Annotated in this window: 16 protein-coding genes; 6 read left to right on the top strand and 10 right to left on the bottom strand. The window is 54.8% G+C overall.

The annotated features are described in order from the left end of the window. Positions 1-33: 33 nt before the first annotated feature. A complete protein-coding gene (locus QOT07_RS12060; RefSeq protein WP_099061955.1) occupies positions 34-168 on the bottom strand; it encodes an AcrZ family multidrug efflux pump-associated protein in 135 nt (44 codons plus the stop codon). Positions 169-792: 624 nt separating this feature from the next. Between QOT07_RS12060 and QOT07_RS12055 the strand changes: the two genes are divergently transcribed. The 4 genes from QOT07_RS12055 (at position 793) to QOT07_RS12040 (ending at position 4220) form a co-directional block, all read left to right on the top strand. Then, on the top strand, positions 793-1338 hold the full coding sequence (locus QOT07_RS12055) for a helix-turn-helix transcriptional regulator (protein ID WP_099061954.1): 546 nt from the start codon (positions 793-795) through the stop codon (positions 1336-1338). Positions 1339-1669: 331 nt separating this feature from the next. After that, positions 1670-1963: a hypothetical protein gene (locus tag QOT07_RS12050; RefSeq protein ID WP_099061953.1), complete on the top strand. Its 294-nt coding sequence runs from the start codon at positions 1670-1672 to the stop codon at positions 1961-1963. Positions 1964-2327: 364 nt separating this feature from the next. Then, positions 2328-2540, top strand: coding sequence for an osmotically-inducible lipoprotein OsmB (osmB, locus tag QOT07_RS12045; RefSeq protein ID WP_085116717.1), 213 nt, complete (start codon positions 2328-2330; stop codon positions 2538-2540). 441 nt (positions 2541-2981) lie between these two features. Beyond that, a complete protein-coding gene (locus QOT07_RS12040) occupies positions 2982-4220 on the top strand; it encodes a hypothetical protein (protein ID WP_099061952.1) in 1239 nt (412 codons plus the stop codon). Between the two features lie 31 nt (positions 4221-4251). Here QOT07_RS12040 and QOT07_RS12035 read toward each other — a convergent pair whose 3' ends face one another. Both QOT07_RS12035 and mrdA read right to left on the bottom strand, forming a co-directional pair. Continuing rightward, positions 4252-5970: a penicillin-binding transpeptidase domain-containing protein gene (locus QOT07_RS12035; protein ID WP_283603205.1), complete on the bottom strand. Its 1719-nt coding sequence runs from the start codon at positions 5968-5970 to the stop codon at positions 4252-4254. Between the two features lie 102 nt (positions 5971-6072). After that, positions 6073-7998 carry a penicillin-binding protein 2 gene (gene mrdA / locus QOT07_RS12030; protein WP_198404388.1) on the bottom strand — a complete coding sequence of 642 codons (1926 nt, stop codon included), beginning with the start codon at positions 7996-7998 and terminating at the stop codon, positions 6073-6075. Between the two features lie 293 nt (positions 7999-8291). Here mrdA and QOT07_RS12025 point away from each other — a divergent pair, with 293 nt between their 5' ends. Further along, positions 8292-8573, top strand: coding sequence for a YjcB family protein (locus tag QOT07_RS12025; protein ID WP_085116713.1), 282 nt, complete (start codon positions 8292-8294; stop codon positions 8571-8573). 297 nt (positions 8574-8870) lie between these two features. After that, complete coding sequence (gene lpxA, locus QOT07_RS12020) at positions 8871-9659, top strand: acyl-ACP--UDP-N-acetylglucosamine O-acyltransferase (RefSeq protein WP_261426683.1); 789 nt, start codon at positions 8871-8873, stop codon at positions 9657-9659. A gap of 12 nt (positions 9660-9671) precedes the next feature. Here lpxA and QOT07_RS12015 read toward each other — a convergent pair whose 3' ends face one another. The 7 genes from QOT07_RS12015 to QOT07_RS11985 are packed head-to-tail and all read right to left on the bottom strand — an operon-like array spanning position 9672 to position 16611. Continuing rightward, positions 9672-10619 (bottom strand): oligopeptide/dipeptide ABC transporter ATP-binding protein, encoded by a 948-nt coding sequence (locus QOT07_RS12015; protein WP_099061947.1) that lies wholly within the window; start codon positions 10617-10619, stop codon positions 9672-9674. Beyond that, positions 10609-11613, bottom strand: coding sequence for an ABC transporter ATP-binding protein (locus QOT07_RS12010; RefSeq protein ID WP_099061946.1), 1005 nt, complete (start codon positions 11611-11613; stop codon positions 10609-10611). Before QOT07_RS12010 ends, QOT07_RS12015 begins: the two co-directional genes overlap by 11 nt. Beyond that, positions 11613-12500, bottom strand: coding sequence for a D,D-dipeptide ABC transporter permease (gene ddpC / locus QOT07_RS12005; protein ID WP_099062081.1), 888 nt, complete (start codon positions 12498-12500; stop codon positions 11613-11615). The genes QOT07_RS12010 and ddpC overlap by 1 nt, the downstream gene beginning before the upstream one ends. A gap of 5 nt (positions 12501-12505) precedes the next feature. Continuing rightward, entirely contained in the window at positions 12506-13522 is a 1017-nt protein-coding gene (locus QOT07_RS12000; RefSeq protein WP_283603202.1) for an ABC transporter permease, read from the bottom strand. 48 nt (positions 13523-13570) lie between these two features. Further along, the gene (locus QOT07_RS11995) at positions 13571-15121 is read right to left on the bottom strand and encodes an ABC transporter substrate-binding protein (RefSeq protein WP_207976941.1); all 1551 of its coding nucleotides are present in this window, start codon (positions 15119-15121) and stop codon (positions 13571-13573) included. A gap of 35 nt (positions 15122-15156) precedes the next feature. Next, positions 15157-15720 carry a D-alanyl-D-alanine dipeptidase gene (ddpX, locus tag QOT07_RS11990; protein WP_099061944.1) on the bottom strand — a complete coding sequence of 188 codons (564 nt, stop codon included), beginning with the start codon at positions 15718-15720 and terminating at the stop codon, positions 15157-15159. Between the two features lie 18 nt (positions 15721-15738). After that, positions 15739-16611: a MurR/RpiR family transcriptional regulator gene (locus tag QOT07_RS11985; RefSeq protein WP_099061943.1), complete on the bottom strand. Its 873-nt coding sequence runs from the start codon at positions 16609-16611 to the stop codon at positions 15739-15741. Between the last annotated feature and the right edge of the window lie 133 nt (positions 16612-16744).

Raw genomic sequence — 16744 nt, 5'->3', positions numbered from 1 at the left:
GTCGGGGGGCATTGCGCCCCCTGATCATTAAATTCAGTCTTTCTTTTTGCCTATGGCGGAGAAAAGATTACACAGCTCACCCAGGCCATAAATCGAGCCAAGTAACACGGCTATCATTACCGGCACCAGGACCACCACGGTTGCCAAACTCTCAATCATCTCTAACATCGTCGTCACCTGGTTTTTAAGCAGAGAAAAGCCTTCTCAGAAAAAAATATTTCCCTGAGTTTTCTTAAGGTTATTGTTGCTTGATTTCAATCTGTGATGCAGATCACACCCTAACGTCGCTAATGTAACTTACACAGTTGCATTACCGCAATACAAAAAAATGCTCTTTCCTGCCAGCCGATTGTCCCTCAAGCCAGGTACTGAAAATCACTGCGCCATCCTGACAGAACCCCCAGCAGCTCTCGCCTGCAAGAACCAACGCCCCGGTTTTGTTCATATTGAAAATACATAAAATAATACCCCAACAAAGCAACTATTGTAGGAAGACAGCAAGAATGAAATATTCACCAAAGATATGTTTATGCGAAAATAATAATAATTGCGTGGGGTATCCCCCACAAATTCATAGCCAAGAATCATAAATACATATGACCTTTCACAAGATTATTTCAGGGGGATATCTATGATGATAAACAAAGAGAAAGGCAGGTCATACCGGTGGAATTTTAATTAAACCCCTAAAAAGTTAACTTTTATTTTTTTGCCAATGCCCTTGGCCGCGGACTCAGTCCATATGCACATATTGCCAAAAAAGAGGCGTGCCCCTACCAGGGAAACATCACCATGATACTACCGAAACCTGCCATTACCGATATTCACGGCAAACAACCCATACCTCTGCCGCTATTGCCGCCCCAACTTGCTAATCTGTTGACCGCTAATGAACGCATTATTATGCAGGCCCTACTCAGCGGTCAGGCTCTGACCACTATTGCCTGGAGATTAAAGCGCGATATCCGCACCGTCAGCAACCAAAAGCAGGCGGCCATGGCTCGACTCTCTTTGACCAGCAATGCCATGTTGTATGCCCTGGGGGCTCTACTCGGCCCCCCCTTGAGCGCGGATATTACTGTCCGTCGTCGGTTACTGGCTCCCCGTGAACAGTTGGTGTTGAATGCCCTGCTCACGGGGTTAAGCGTGACAGATATCGCCTATCAACAAGGACGTAGCGTGAAAACGGTCAGCTATCAGAAACGTCGATTAATGCAAAAGCTGGGGCTGAATAATGATGTGGCGTTATTCGCACTGGCCCCCCAACAGGCGCGGGTGTTGCTGAGATCTTGGTCTGGCTGGCCAAAACCTGGCAGTGAAGCATCACCCTCAGGTTGAGACGGCCTAAAGAGAGATTTTTGATGTCCTTTGAATTGGTGCGCAGAGGTCTCTGTTCATAAGCTATCTCGCCCTGGATATACTCACATTATGTTCAAAATTTAATTTTGTTTCACATGGAACATATGCCACATCCGTTTGATTTAAATGGAAATATATAATTCAATATATTTTAAAAAGCAATTATCAAAAACAAACAGCAGGAATGAAGTAGTGAGTAAACGCCCGTTTGTGCAAAAATAATGGACGCAGCTTATCGTTATCGCGAAAGCATTATTAAAAATAGATATACATGGTCAAATTGTTACATATTTGTTTCAGGGAGAGACAGGTGAAAATTAAAACGAAGAAACATCTCAGCACCTCACTCATAAAAAACACGCCAGTGATTTTTAAAAAAACACAGTCAGCCAACAGAAATTTCACCCTCCAGAAACATCAACGGGGGATATTCAGCAATTTGATATCTTTGACTATCAATAGCAAGATGACGACATCAACGGTAAAAATAAAAAGGACACCTATTCAGTGGTTTGAACGCTATGCCTGGCATGGCGTATTTATTGTCAGCGGCTTATTTTGGCTGGTGGTCTGTGGGTTTATTTGGTTTCTGAGTTCACTTTAAGTCAATCATTATAAAATAACTTCAATGCCCTCTCTTGAGGGCAGAAGCCCCTGTCTCTTCCCCCTAATGCAAACCAAGGCATGCCGTTGTCAATGTCGCTTGTAACTCGTGTAGTTCTGCTGGCCAGTCCTGTTATCCGGCCCGGTGCCGGTGACATGCCATTGTTTCGGTCCTGCAGTCAGGCTGTTCATTTTATCGTCATAACGAATGCAGGAAGCCGATCGGCAAAATCCGAATGCTAAAAATTAAGAATATTTACCTATTCTAATTTCTTTCGCAGGAATACATTCATCTCAACTTTTACCGGCCGATTAACCAGTGCTTTCTTTGTCTGTTAATTAGGCAACTTTACCAGGAAACTCTTATGAACATTAAACGTGCTGCAGGCGTAATGGTTGTTATCATGGCAACGCTTTCCGTGACTGCATGCGGGAATATGTCTCACCGCGATCGCAACACTGCTATTGGCGCCGGCGTAGGTGCATTGGGTGGTGCAGTATTGACCGACGGCAGCACGCTGGGGACCTTGGGCGGCGCAGCGCTGGGCGGCATCATCGGTCACCAGACCAGCCGCTGATCCTTACAGCAAAAAATATCAGTTTCAGGTCGGTTATTGTCTGTTTAAAGTAATCGACCTGAAATCTATGCCATTCCATTATTTATTAATATTAAAGAAACTCAGTAGTGGTTTTTATTACCCTCATAAAACCCAACCAGAATAACATTCCTGGTCCTACCCACGCACTCCCTCACCTTTCCGTGACCTGACAACTGACCTTTCGTGAGCAATGTTCGCTTTATTCGCACTGCTATTTTTATTTCTTGACTTACACCATGTCAGGATTATAGTTCCAATATTAAATATGGAACAAAGTTTCATATTTGAAACTTACTCAAAGTTAAAATAATAAATACTTAACCAAAACTTGTCTCATATATAAAACCCAAGCAACGCTTCCATTATTTTATGGCGGAACGCGCTCGTTTTTAAAAAGTCAGTCTTGATCAGGGGAAAGCCATGCGTAAGGCCATCATCATAACTTTACTTTTATCACCAATGAGTTACGCCAACACCACCACACCAGACAAGGATAAACTCGTCACCGGGTCGCCGGTAAAAAAGAGCAGCCCGGTATTTCCTCACCTTCATTGGCAAAGTGAAGATAATAAGAAAAACATTGATATCGGTGGAGCATTGCGTGCCAATTACCGCTATGAGGATTGGGGTAGTAGCAATTATCGCCACCCGCCGCACTTGCGTTTTGACGCCTTCCGCATCGACACCAGCGCCAATTATAATGACGCATTCTTTGATTCTGGTTTTTGGTTTCAGGATCACCGGAAATACGCTATCGACCGTGCTTATGTCGGTTATCACCTGACTGGCAACTCGGACCTACAGCTTGGCGCGCCGTTCAAACCCTTTGGTTTGCAGCCCTATCCCCAGTTTGGTTGGTCCTACGGCATCCCGTTTTACCTCGGTTTCGGTGTTAATAACGGGCTGGGTGCCAAATATCAATACCATGACAATGCTTGGGCGTTCGATGCAGCCTATTTTCCCCGCATGATGCCGGCGGGCGTGCGCTATGCGCCGGAGGTGGGCAATTATGACGATCTGAAAAACACCAACTACGGCTCGCAGCATTTGCAATCCAACGAGAAACGCGACCAGGTTAACCTGCGTCTGACGCGTGAATTCCATCAGGGTGACTGGAACAACGAGCTCGGCGGCTCGCTGGCAGGCTCCCGGCTCTATAATCATGCCACCGGGGATAATGGCTCTTTCTGGGCGGCAGGCCTGCACGCGTTGGTGAACCACGATCCATGGCATCTGTCGACTCAGGTTATCCGTTATTCTTATGATGCCAAGGGGCCTGAGGGGGCAAACAACTCGGTGATTTTAATGGGCGGCAACGGCCTGACCCCAGCCTATTTGATTCCGGCACAGGCCACTACCGCGTCTATCAACCTGGCACGCGATGTCGAAGTGCCCTGGGGACCGGTAAAAAAACTGCGTTTTTATAACGACTACAGCGTGCTGTGGAAGGATAAGGACGGCGGGTCAGACTCTAAAATGAATACCCTGGGGGTACAGATCTTCGCCATGCCGGTGATGGTTTGGGTTGATTTGACCTGGGCGCAAAATGCCAACCCCTGGGGTGGAGCCGAAAACGCCACCGGCTGGACCAGCACCCAGTCCTCCGGCAGCAATAAATGGTATTTTCGTTCCAACGTGAACATCGGCTACTACTTCTGATCCGGTCCCCCTCCATCGAGGGGGCTTTGCGTCACCCCTTAACCTGAGACACCACCTTCAACGGCTGGGCATCCGGCAGGATGTTCATATGCTCCAGTACCTGAGCCATAATTTTGCCGAACACCGGGCCGGCCACCGAACCACCGAAGTGCTTACCGGCTTTCGGGTTGTTGACCATCACCACCAGCGCCACCTGCGGATCGCTGGCCGGGGCCACACCGGCGGTGTAGTTGATATACCCGCCGTCGTATTTCCCGTTGGTCCCCATTTTCTCGGCGGTACCGGTTTTAATCGCCAACCGGTAACCCGGCACCGCGGCGCTGAGGCCACTGCCGCCCGGCAAGGCGTCGCTTTCCATCATATGCACCACGGTTTTTACCGTATCTTCCGGCAGAATGCGTTGTCCCATCACCGGTGGAGTGACCTTGGTGATCGATAAGGGTCGATAAACCCCATAGGAACCGATAGTGGCATATTCACGCGCCATTTGTAGCGGCGTCACACGTAGCCCATAGCCAAAGGAGAAGGTTGCACGTTCGATATCCGCCCAGCGCTCACGGTGCTGCGGCAAGTAGCCGCTGCTCTCGTTACCGATGCCCAGATCGGTTGGCAGCCCCAGACCAAAGCTTTTGTAAACCGCCGGCAGTACGGTGGCAGGCAGCGCCAGTGCGATGTGTGAAACGGCAATATCACTGGATTTTTGCAGTACGCCGGTAATGGTCAGCTTCGACCAGTGGCCCACGTCCTTGATCAGGTGGCCGTTGACCCGGTAAGGCGTGGTATCCAGCACGGTATCCGGTTTAATCAAGTGGTGCTCCAGCCCGACCATCACCACAATCGGTTTCACCGTAGAGCCCGGCTCGAAGCTGTCACTGCTGCATACGTTACGAATGTCTTTCGTTGGCGTATTGGCATAGTTGTTTGGGTTAAATGACGGGTAGCTGGCCATGCCCAGCACTTCACCGGTATTCACCTTCACCAACACCGCACAGCCGGAGTCGGCCTGATTCGCCACCACGCCGTCGCGGATCTGCGCATACAACACGTATTGGATGAATTTATCGATGCTCAGCGTGACGTTCGGCGGTGGCACAGGGTCGACGTTTTTGATCACGCCAATCACCGCCCCGCTGCCATCCTTCTGGTAGACGCGGACGCCGTTCTTGCCTTGCAGCAGGTGGTTAAAGCCCAGCTCAATGCCTTCCAGCCCCTGATTGTCCTGCCCGACAATACCGATCAACCCGGCGGCATCCTGACTCATCGGATAAAAGCGGCTAAAGTCCTGCTCCGTGCTGACACCGGTTAAATGCAGCTTGCTGATATAGTTGGCATTATCATCTTCAACCTTACGCGCCAGATAGACAAATCGCTTATGGGCGTTAGTCTGGATTAGCTTCTGCACCTCGGTCAGTGGCATTTTCAGCACGGTGGCAAGACTCTGCCAACGTTCATTAGTCAGATCGGTATGGGTGTCGAGAATATGCTTGGGATCCAGCACGATGTCTCTTGAAGACACGCTGACGGCCAAAGCTTCACCATTGCGATCGGTGATCATCCCCCGGTTGGTCGGCAGCACCTGGGTGCGGATCGAACGCTGATCCGCCTGGTCAGCCAATTGCTGATGCTCCAGCAATTGTAAGTAGCCGACCCGGAACGCCAGCAGGAAAAAGCACACCAGAATCCCGGCGCAAATCCAGCCAAAGCGAAGGGTGGAATAATTTTTACCGCTTTTTTTTGTTGATGGCGCCACTGTTAACCCTGCGTTTTTATTAAAGTTATGTAATGATTTCAGTCTACCCTGACAAAAATCTTTAGAAGATTGCAGTTTGTAAGAAAGTAAAAACAAACGCGTTTAGGGTTGCACGTCCGCACTGTCGTTTAACTCCGGTTTAACTTGCCGATCGTCCGCAGCCTGTGGCGCATTAGCCGGGTCAAAAATATGGTCGAGGATCGCCCGGGCGGTCGGCCCTGCAACCACGCCGTCACCGCCGCCGTTTTCCAAAATCAGTGCCATGGCCACCCGCGGATTTTTATAGGGGGCGAACAGCGTATAGAAGATATGGTCGCGCAACCGCACTGGGATCATCTTGGCGTTATAGGTCTGATTTTCTTTCAGACCGAACACCTGTGAAGTACCGGACTTAGCGGCGATTTGGTATGACGCGGTGTGGAACAGTTTGTAACCGGTGCCGTTCGGCAGGTTGGCCATGCCGTACATGCCGTTGCGTACGATGCCCCAATACGGTGATTTGGCATCACCAATCTGCGCGGTTTGTACCGGCGGCTGATAGCGGCTGACCCGGTTGCCCTGCTTCATCGAATACAGCAGATGCGGTGTTTTCACCTTGCCGTTATTGATCAGCGTGGTTAATGCCTTCACCATCTGGATCGGCGTGGCGACCCAATACCCCTGGCCAATCCCTACCGAGATGGTGTCACCCTGGTACCAGGGTTTTTTATGCACCCGCTGCTTCCATTCGCGGCTTGGCAGCACGCCACGGTACTCTTCATTAAGATCGATGCCGGTCGCCTGACCGTAACCAAACTGACTCAGCCAACTGTGAATACGGTCAATGCCCATTTCATACGCCACCTGATAGAAGAAGGTATCGGCAGACTCTTCAATCGCCTTGGTCACATTCAGCATGCCGTGGCCGCTTTTTAGCCAGTCACGGTAACGGCGTTGGGTGCCCGGCAAGGTCCAGGTCGGAGCACCAAAGAAAGTGGTGTTGGGGGTGATCACCCCGGCAAACAGCGCAGAAGTGGCCATGTAGGGTTTCACGGTGGAGGCCGGTGGATACAGCCCCTGCGTAACGCGGTTAATCAGCGGTAAATCGGGGTTAGCCAGCAGAGACTTGTAAGCGGGATAACTGATACCCTTCACGAAAGGGTTGGGATCGTAACTGGGGCTGGACACCATCGCCAGAATGCCGCCGTCACGCGGATCCTCAACCACCACCGCCGCACGCTGCCCCTTCAACACGGATTCAATGTACTGCTGCAACCGCAAGTCGAGCGTCAGGTAGATATTCTTGCCGGCCTGCGGTGGCTGCTCCTTCAGCAGGCGTATCACCCGGCCGTGGTTGTCCACCTCCACTTCCTGATAGCCGGTGGTACCGTGCAGCTCAGACTCATAGTAAGCCTCAATGCCCTGCTTGCCGATATTGTGATCGGCGGCATAGTTCTCGCTAAGGCCTTCTTTATCCAACCGTTTCAAATCACCGTCATTGATTTTCGATACATAACCCACCACATGCGCCAGCTCGGCACCATAGGGATATTCACGTTGCTGATAGGTATCGATGGTGACCCCGTCAAAGCGGTATTGATTGACGGCAAAGCGCGCCACTTCCGTTTCGGTCAGCCCGTTTTTTAGCGTCACCGGCTTATAGCGGCCATTGTGGTGCATGTCATCGCGAAAGGCGGTGATGTCTTCGGGGGTCAGATCGACAATCGGCGTCAGTTGTTGCAGTAGCGCGGTCATATTGTCGATTTTGCTGGGAATGATCTGGATTTGGTACAGCGTAATATTGCGCACCAGCGGGGTGCCATTGCGATCGAAGATCAGCCCGCGGCTGGGGGCAATCGGCACCATTTTAATGTCGTTTTGATTAGATCGCGTTTGGTAAAACCCATGCTGTTTAATCTGCAAACGGTACAGGTTGGCGACCAGTACACCAAAACAGGCGACAACCAGCACCATAGCCACACTGGCACGGCGGATAAACAGCATTTCCTCTGCGGAATGGTCACGAATTTTATCTTGTAATAGGGCCATGCGTGGCGAGCTACCTGTCTGACGTCACACTTTCCCAAGATAAATCAGGGCAGTGAAAAGTCGGCAAGCATAGCGTTATTGCCGAAGGCGCCCCATTAAAAGGTTGCTAATGAAATGGCATAAATGTTTCAGCATGTTGGAATGTTACCAAATGCCGATTTTTCTCCCGCTCAGGGATTGAGCCGCCGTTTGCGCCAGTGCTACAATGTGACACAGATCACACTATTCCATTTTTGCCCGCACAAACCTCCCGGCGCCCTGCCGGTTGCGGCTTTTCCCAAGGACCATGTTCGATGAGTGCCATTGCCACAGGTTTTATTATGATGCGCTGGGAGTTACTGAGCGCCGTTATGATGTTTATGGCCAGCCAGCTAAACGTCGTTTGCCGTAAGACCAGCCGCAACGGTATGGCATTTATGTTCAGCAGCCTGGGGTTGTTCACCACCTGCTGGTTCGTCATGGGCTTGATGGGCATCAGCTTCAGTCAGGAAGGTTTTGTGCTTTTCTGGTCCCACGCCTGGGACATGTATGTCGAAGTGGTCAGCAACACTCCCACCGACTGGCCCATGCCCTGAGCCTGAATGAACAGGCAAAGCGCGACGCGTTTTGCCTGTTGCCGATCTTCTGTTTACCGCCGGTGGTAACATTCCGTTATTACCTAAAGGTTCATAAAATAAATAAAATATAAAGTAGCAGTCTAAGGCGTCTACCGGCTTATGCTGGCCCCAGACAACCTTGTCACACCGACGGGAAGGCAAACTTCCTGCCCACACTTTCCTGTTCCCTCCTTAATTAATCCAGAATCCGGCTTAATAATTAACCGATGACTGGCATGGCTGATGGATAGCCACGCGCCGCCATCAGGATGCGTCATGATTTCTCCCTCTGCCCATATTGCCGACAACAGCGTGATTGAGCCCGGCGTGATTATCGGTGCCCGCGTGCGTATCGGCCCCTTTTGCTACATTTCTGCCGGCGTTGAGATTGGTGAAGGCACCTCGATCGCTTCACACACGGTGATTAATGGCCTGACACGCATTGGCCGAGACAATGTTATCGGTCAGTTTTCCTCGATCGGCGAAGCCAGCCAGGATTTGAAATATGCCGGTGAGCCGACCACGCTAACCCTCGGCGATCGCAATCGCATCGGCAAATATGCCACCCTGCATCGCGGGACGCTGCAAGGCTGCCAGCGAACCATTATCGGTAATGACAATGATCTGCGCGACAATGTGCATGTGGCCCACGACTGTATCATCGGTGACGGCACTTACCTCGGCGATCACAGCGGTTTGGCCGGGCATGTTGAACTGGGCGATGCCGCCTGGATCGGCGCCCGGTGCGCGATACATCAATTTTGCATTATCGGTGCCCATGCGCGGTTAGACGACCACTCCCTGGCGGTGCAAGATCTGCCGCCTTTCGTACTGGCTGCGGGGCAGCGCGCCAAACCCGGTGGTGTACACCTGTCCGCCCCGGCTTTTTTGGCCGCCGACCCGCAACAGCAGCGGGTGATTCACTCGCTGTATGACATGATCTACCACCGGGCCATGGCGCTGGAGGATGTCCGGCAAGAAGTCATTCACCTCAGCGTGGAATACCCGCTGTTGAGCCTGTTCCACGATTTCTTTACACGTTCGACGCGCGGTATTATCCGCTGATCAAAGAGGCCGTTATGCCACCTTATGGCAACGCACCGCCGTACCTGCCAGATTGACGCGCAGGTTTTGTGGCAGTTGGCAGCCTTCTCCAGCGTAGGGACAGCGTTCACGGAAAAAACAGCCCAGGGGTAACTGGCGGTTACCCGGCAGTTCGCCCTTGCGATCTTCAATGGCACTGTCGCTCAGCGAACGGCCGGCACGGGGCACCGAATCCAGCAACAGCCGGGTATAAGGATGCTGCGGCTGGCGCAGTACCTGCGCGGTCGGCCCCAGCTCAACGATTTGCCCCAGATACATCACCGCCACCCGGTCGCTCATGTGCTGGATCACCGAGACGTTATGCGAAATCAGCACATAGGTCAGGTTGCGTTGGCGCTGCAGTTCCACCAGCAGATTGAGGATCTGCGCCTGCACCGAGATATCCAGTGCCGAGGTCGGTTCATCCAGCACGATGATATCCGGCTGTGAGGACAGCGCACGAGCAATGGAAATGCGCTGGCGCTGCCCGCCGGAAAACTCGTGCGGCAGCCGGTCAATCGCCTCCGGTCGCAGACCGACCTGTTGCGCCAGTTCTGCCGCCTGTGCTCGCCGCTGCGTCACGCTGTTATGCTGCTGTACATACACAGGTTCGGTGATAATGCGCCACACCGGCAGGCGTGGATCGAGCGACGACTGCGGATCCTGAAACACCATCTGCATGCCGCTGCCAAACCAGGAACCTTGGTTACGTGCACGCAACAGTTCGCCGCTGCTGGGCTTCAACAACCCCATCAGCAACTGCGCCAGCGTACTCTTGCCGCAGCCGGATTCGCCGACGATACCCAGGGTTTCCCCACGCATGATATTGAGATCCAGCCCATTGAGCGCATGCACATACTCTCGCGGCTTACCACGCCAGTTATAACTGGCGGGAAAGCGCAGCCGCACGTCGCGCAGTTCCAACAGCGCTTCAAGGTTCATTTCTTACCTCCAGTTCGATTGACTGCGGATGCCAGCAGGCCACCCGCTGGGTCGGTTCAGCGGCCAATGGCAGCAGCGACGGGGTTTGTTGGCACTGGGCGTCGGCGTAGCGGCAGCGGTTGCTGAAGGCGCAGCCCGGTGGCAACGCACTGAGATTGGGCACCGTGCCGGGAATAGCCCGCAGCAGGCTGCGCGGTTCGGCGCGCTCCGGTGCCGCCAGCAACAGCCCGATGGAATACGGGTGGCTCGGGTGTTCAATCACTCTGGCGGTAACCCCGCTTTCAATCACGTGCCCGGCGTACATCACATACACCCGGTCACAAAGCTGCGACACCACCGCCATATCATGGGTGATAAACAGCACCGCCGTACCGCTGGCGCGCGCTTTCTGCTGTAACAAACGCAGCACCTGACGCTGCACCGTGACGTCCAGTGCGGTGGTGGGTTCGTCGGCGATAATCAGCTCCGGCTCACAGGAGAATGCCATGGCGATCAGCACCCGCTGGCGCATACCGCCGGACAGCTCAAACGGATAACGCTCCATCACCCGCTCCGCATCGGCAATTTGCATCTCCCGCAGCAGTTGGATCGCTTTGTCACGGGCCGCTGCCGCCGATAACCGCTGATGCAGACGGATCACTTCACACATCTGGCGACCAATCTTGCGCGTCGGGTTCAGCGCGCTCATCGGCTCCTGAAAAATCATCGACACCCTGGCCCCCCGCAGTTGGCGCATTTGTCGCTCGCTGGCCTTCAGTACGTCGGTACCCAACATCTCCAGCGAACCGCCGGTCACGCTGTAGCCGTCCTCCGCCAGCAGGCGCAGGGTCATCATCGCGGTCACCGACTTGCCGGAGCCGGACTCGCCCACCACGCCGACAATCTCACCGGCCTTAACCTGCAGTGAGACACGGTTCAGCGCTTTGACGCTGCCGCCGTAGACCGGAAATTCCAGTTGCAACTCATCGATAGATAAAACGGTAGTTTCACTCATCAGCGCCCCCGAGCTTTAGGATCCAGCAGGTCGCGCAGACCGTCGCCGAACAGGTTGAAGCCGGTGGCGGTGATCAGGATCGCCGTACCGGGAAAGGCTGAATACCACCACTGGTCGAGCACATAGTTACGGCCGTTGGCCACCATCGCCCCCCATTCAGCGGTCGGTTGCTGGGCACCCAAGCCGATAAAGCCCAGCGTAGCCGCCATCAGGATCGCGGTGCCAATGTCCAGCGACGCCTGCACCACCAACGGCGGCATCACGTTACGCAGCACATGCCAACCGATCAGGTGCCAGCGGGAAGCGCCAAAGGTACGCGCCGCCTGCATGTAGGCCTGGTGGCGTAGCGTCAACGTCTGGCCACGCGCCAGTCGGACATAAAACGGAATACGCACCACCGCAATCGCCAGCATGGCATTGAACAGGCTGGGCCCGAGCGCCGCCGCCAACGCCATGGTCAGCACCAGCGAAGGCACCGACAGCATGATATCCATGCAACGCATGATCAGTGCATCGACCGTACCGCCGATCACGCCGGAGAAACAGCCAAGCAGCGAGCCAATACCCCCCGCCAGCACCACCACTGCCAGCCCGGCGGCCACCGACTGTCGGCTGCCGACCAGCACCCGACTGAACAGATCTCGGCCCACTTCATCGGTACCGAACCAGTGGTTGGCAGAAGGCGGCAGCAAGCGCGCGGTCAGGTCAATCGCATCCGGGTTGTGCGGTACCAGCCACGGTGAGAACAGCATCAGGAACAGCACGACAATCATGATGGCGGCGCCCAGCAGCGTCAGCGGGCTACGCCGCACCCGGTACCAGGCACGTCGCAGGCTGATAAAGCGTAAGGTCGGTTGTGTTGCCGACGGTTGTTCGATTTGAGTCATCGTCATTATCCCTCGCGCCCCATTCGCGGGTCGATCCACAGGTAAAGCAGATCGACGATCAAATTAACCATCACGTAGGCGAAGGACACCACCACCGCAAAGCCCATTACCGCCGGGAAATCCAGCGCCTGTATAGAATCCACAACGTAAGCGCCCATGCCCGGCCAGGCGAATACCGTTTCGGTCAGCACCGCACCGTAGAGCAGATCTCCCAGTGCCAGCCCCAACACCGTTACCGAGGGGATCAACGCATTCGGCAATGCATGACCCAGTACCACTCGCCAGTGCGAAAGGCCGTTGGCGCGCGCAGTACGGATGTAATCTTCCCCCAGTTGTTCGAGCATCGCCGAGCGGATTTGCCGCGCGACCACCCCGAGGTGAACAAACGCCAGCGTCAGCGCGGGCAAGATCAGATGCTGCAGGCTGTTCCAGAACGCCTCGCCGTTGCCGGTCAACAGGGAGTCCAGCAGGTAGAAGCCGGTGATATGGGTGGGCGGATCCAGCCAGTCGTCCAGCCTGCCGCCGCCGGGTAACAGATTCAGTTGGCCGTAAAAAAGGATAATGACGCCCAGCCCCAGCCAGAACGCCGGGGTGGAGATGCCAGTTACCGACAGCAGTCGTACCAGATGATCGGGCCATTTATTGCGATAAACCGCCGACACCACGCCGAGCGGCCCCCCCAGCACTATTGCCAGCAGCAAGGCGCAAAAAGCCAGCTCCAGCGTGGCGGGAAAGAAGGCACGCAGATCCTCCAGCACCGGGCGGCCGGTGCGGATGGAGGTACCCAGATCGCCATGCAGCAGATCCAGCACGTAGCGGCCAAATTGCACATATAACGGCTGATCCAGGCCCAGTTGCTGGCGAATGTGCTGGACGATTTCCTCGCTGGCACGGTCGCCGGCCAGTAACCGCGCCGGATCGCCGGGGATCAGGTGCGAGATGGTAAAGGTGATCACGCACACCCCGAACATCACCAGCACCAACCCCCAGCAACGCTGACGGATAAGGCTCCAAACGTTCATAGCGATTTCCCATGGTGCAGGGGCAGCCAAACGGCTGCCCGAAGAAGATTACTTACTCATCTGCCCAACGTTGAACACCTGCTCCAGCATCGGGTTATACACAAAGCCCTTCACGTCTTTGTTCATCGCCACCTGGTAGTTTTTCTGGAACAGATAAACATAGGCCGCCTGGTCGATGACGATTTTCTGCGCCGCCTGGTAATCGGCGGTACGCACCTGTTGATCGGGCACCGAGACCGCTTTCTTCAACAGCGCGTCTACCTGCGGATCGCTGTAGAACGAACGGTTGCCCGGCAGCCCTTTCTTGTCGGATTCGAACCAGTAGTTCATGAACATGTAGGGGTCGGCAAAATCCGGGCTCCAGTTGCCGATGGCGATGTCGTAATTCCCCTGGCCGATGCGGTCACGCATGGTGGCATTGGCCAGTTTCTCCAGTTTGACGTTGATGCCCACCGTCGCCAGGCTGGCCTGCACCGAGAGCGCAATCGCCTCCCAGTTTGGGTCGCTGATCGAGTACAGGAAGTTCAGTGAAGCGGGTTTATCCTTCACTGCAGCCAGAGCCGCCTTGGCCTTGTCCGCATCCTGGCTGTATTGCTGCGCGTTGGCATCGTAACCCCACATGCCTTCCGGGATCGGGCCACGCATCTGTTTACCGTTGCCGCCGAGGATGCCCTTCACCATGCCCTGGTAATCCACCGCGTAGGAAATGGCGCGGCGCAGATCGACCTGGTTCAGTGGCGCTTTGCCGTTGTTAAGGTACAGATAGGTCACCCGCAGTGACGGATACTCATTGACCGCCACCTTGTTTTCACTCTTCAGTGCCGTCAGTTGGTCAATCGGCAGCGATTCGGCAATATCCAGGTCACCGCGTGTCAATTGCAAACGGCGGGTAGCGCTTTCACCGATGATTTTCACCGTCACCCGTTTAAACGCCGGTTTGGCCCCGCTGTAATGTGGATTCGGCACCAGCACCAGTTGCTGGCCTTTTTGCCAACGATCCAGCTTGTAAGCACCAGAACCGGCGCTGTGGTTGGCCAGCCAGGCTTTGCCCTCATCCGCCGGATTGGCCTTGGCAATCGCCGGGTTAACGATACCGGCTCCGTCGTTGGCCAGGGTGTACAGGAACGGCGCAAACGGCGTTTTCAAGGTAAAGCGTACCGTCAGCGGATCCACCACCGTGACCTGCAAATCTTTCGGGAAGGCTTCGGACGGGCCCTGACCAATCTTCATCAGGCGTTCGAACGACCACTTCACCGCTTCGGCATTGACGTCCGAACCATCATCAAACTTGTTGCCGGGTTTGAGTTTAAAGGTCCAGACCAACTGATCGTCAGAAGCCGTCCAGCTCTCGGCCAGCTCACCTTCCACCTGGGTCGAGCCTTTGCCACCTTCGGTTTTGTACTGCACCAACCTTTGGTAGGCCGGGTAAGTCACCGTCCAGTCGTTATTATCAATAGTGACCGCCGGATCCAGCGTTTGCGGGTCGGCCGCCTTGCCAATTACCAGCATGTCCTTGGGGACCGCCGCCTGCGCCGGACCTATTACCGCCAGGCCCAACGTCACTGCAGCCGCCAGAGCGGCGTATTTGATCTTATTCATAAACAAAGCTCCTGATGCGTTGAATGTGTGTTGTTTTAATCGTAAGAAAAACAGCCGAAGCGATCGGCCAGCAGCGGGTAATCCCCGGCGTTGGGCAGCTCAAAGTGCCACCATTCGCTGGCGATACCGCGAAAACCTCCGGCGGCCATCACCGCATTCAGCAGCAGCCGGTTGCGCTGCACCTCCGGAGGGAAATCTGGGTAAAACGGGTGGGAGCCTTCGCTCATCTCATCAAAGGCGGTGCCCATATCCAGTGCCGCGCCGTCGGCATCCAGTAGCGTCACGTCGATCGCCACGCCGCGGCTATGGTGCGAACCGGTTTGCGTGCTGGTGACATACTGTGGGTCCGGACAGGCCAGCCACAGCAGCGCCTGCGCCCGCTGCGGCCGATAGGCGTCGAACACCAGCAAGGAAAAACCGGCCAGCTTCGCCGCCAACAGGCAGCGCTGTAGCCCCGGTAGTGCATCGGGATGCAACAGGCAGCGGTTTTCCAGGTAAATCGCCCGGCCGGTCAGATTGTCGGCGCTGGCGTATTTCAAATCGATCGGCAGCCCGGGAAAGGCCTCAGCCAGATCGATTAAAGTTACATTGTCACTCATTGCGTTTTCCCATAGCGGTTAAGATTCAAATTGCCCCAGCTCTTTTTGCAGGCTGCGGTTATTGGCCAGCCGTTGTTCCACCGCTGTGCCGCCCTGTTCCAACACCGAAGACAACAACAGGTTGAACAGGCAACTGAACGGCGCCAGCGAATCCCAAAACTGGCCGGTATCGGTTTTCACCTGCAGCAGGTCAATCGGGTAATCCCGTGCCCACGGGCAGTAAATATCAGTGATCAGCGCCAGCCTTAGCCCACGCGCACAGGCCGCCTGACAGTATTTCTGGGCGATGGTGGAATAAGCGCGGGTATCGGTAAGCACCAGATAAGGCGTGCTGAACTCAGAGTTGAGTGATTCCACATAGGTGCCGGACAACCCGTCGGCGTAGTAGACCTTGGGGCGCAGGTATTCCAGGTGGCTGTAGAAGGCGTTGGCGATGCCGCGCGTCGATTGAATGCCGATCACAAATACCGCTTCCGCCTGCGCCAACTGTCGGCTGACCTGAGCAAAGGCTTCGCCACCGGCCAATTGATAAACCTGTTCGATCGCCTCCAGCTCCAGGGTTAACGACTGACGAAGCTTTTGCGGTTGCGGCTGTTCACGCCGTTGGCGATAAGCTCCCAAGCGATCGGTCACGCCCCAGGGCTGGTACAGTGCCGTCCCCTGTTCACGCAGCGTGCGTTTCAAATCATCAAGATTGCGGTAACCCAGGCTGCGCAGGTAGCGCCCCACCGATATGCCACTGGTGGCGGTGCTACGGGCGATGCTGTCGGCCGTTTCAAACGGCACCTGCGCCAGATTGGCCAGCAGGTAACCGGCGATGCGTTTGCCGGTCGGGGTCTGTACCGCAAATGACGCTTCTATTTGCGCGATCACATCAGGATGCTCTGCCATAGTTCGCCCGCTGTTGTTAAGTTGTCACCAAACCACCTTCTGTTACTCAGGTAACATAGATTGATGATGACAATGCATGGCCTGTGCCAATTGCGGACTACTGGGGAAAAATTCTCGCGCGGCGGCGGACGGC

The sequence above is a fragment of the Serratia proteamaculans genome, from assembly GCF_949794035.1.
GTDB classification, from domain to species: domain Bacteria; phylum Pseudomonadota; class Gammaproteobacteria; order Enterobacterales; family Enterobacteriaceae; genus Serratia; species Serratia proteamaculans.
Note: the sequence above shows the minus strand (reverse complement) of the source record. Positions and strands in the feature narration are given on the sequence as shown.

Coding starts and splice junctions, on each gene's coding strand:
- QOT07_RS12060 (WP_099061955.1), bottom strand. CDS start 168: ATGTTAGAGATGATTGAGAGTTTGGCAACCGTGGTGGTCCTGGTGCCG.
- QOT07_RS12055 (WP_099061954.1), top strand. CDS start 793: ATGATACTACCGAAACCTGCCATTACCGATATTCACGGCAAACAACCC.
- osmB (WP_085116717.1), top strand. CDS start 2,328: ATGAACATTAAACGTGCTGCAGGCGTAATGGTTGTTATCATGGCAACG.
- QOT07_RS12040 (WP_099061952.1), top strand. CDS start 2,982: ATGCGTAAGGCCATCATCATAACTTTACTTTTATCACCAATGAGTTAC.
- mrdA (WP_198404388.1), bottom strand. CDS start 7,998: ATGGCCCTATTACAAGATAAAATTCGTGACCATTCCGCAGAGGAAATG.
- QOT07_RS12025 (WP_085116713.1), top strand. CDS start 8,292: ATGAGTGCCATTGCCACAGGTTTTATTATGATGCGCTGGGAGTTACTG.
- lpxA (WP_261426683.1), top strand. CDS start 8,871: ATGATTTCTCCCTCTGCCCATATTGCCGACAACAGCGTGATTGAGCCC.
- QOT07_RS12015 (WP_099061947.1), bottom strand. CDS start 10,619: ATGAACCTTGAAGCGCTGTTGGAACTGCGCGACGTGCGGCTGCGCTTT.
- QOT07_RS12010 (WP_099061946.1), bottom strand. CDS start 11,613: ATGAGTGAAACTACCGTTTTATCTATCGATGAGTTGCAACTGGAATTT.
- ddpC (WP_099062081.1), bottom strand. CDS start 12,500: ATGACTCAAATCGAACAACCGTCGGCAACACAACCGACCTTACGCTTT.
- QOT07_RS12000 (WP_283603202.1), bottom strand. CDS start 13,522: ATGAACGTTTGGAGCCTTATCCGTCAGCGTTGCTGGGGGTTGGTGCTG.
- QOT07_RS11995 (WP_207976941.1), bottom strand. CDS start 15,121: ATGAATAAGATCAAATACGCCGCTCTGGCGGCTGCAGTGACGTTGGGC.
- ddpX (WP_099061944.1), bottom strand. CDS start 15,720: ATGAGTGACAATGTAACTTTAATCGATCTGGCTGAGGCCTTTCCCGGG.
- QOT07_RS11985 (WP_099061943.1), bottom strand. CDS start 16,611: ATGGCAGAGCATCCTGATGTGATCGCGCAAATAGAAGCGTCATTTGCG.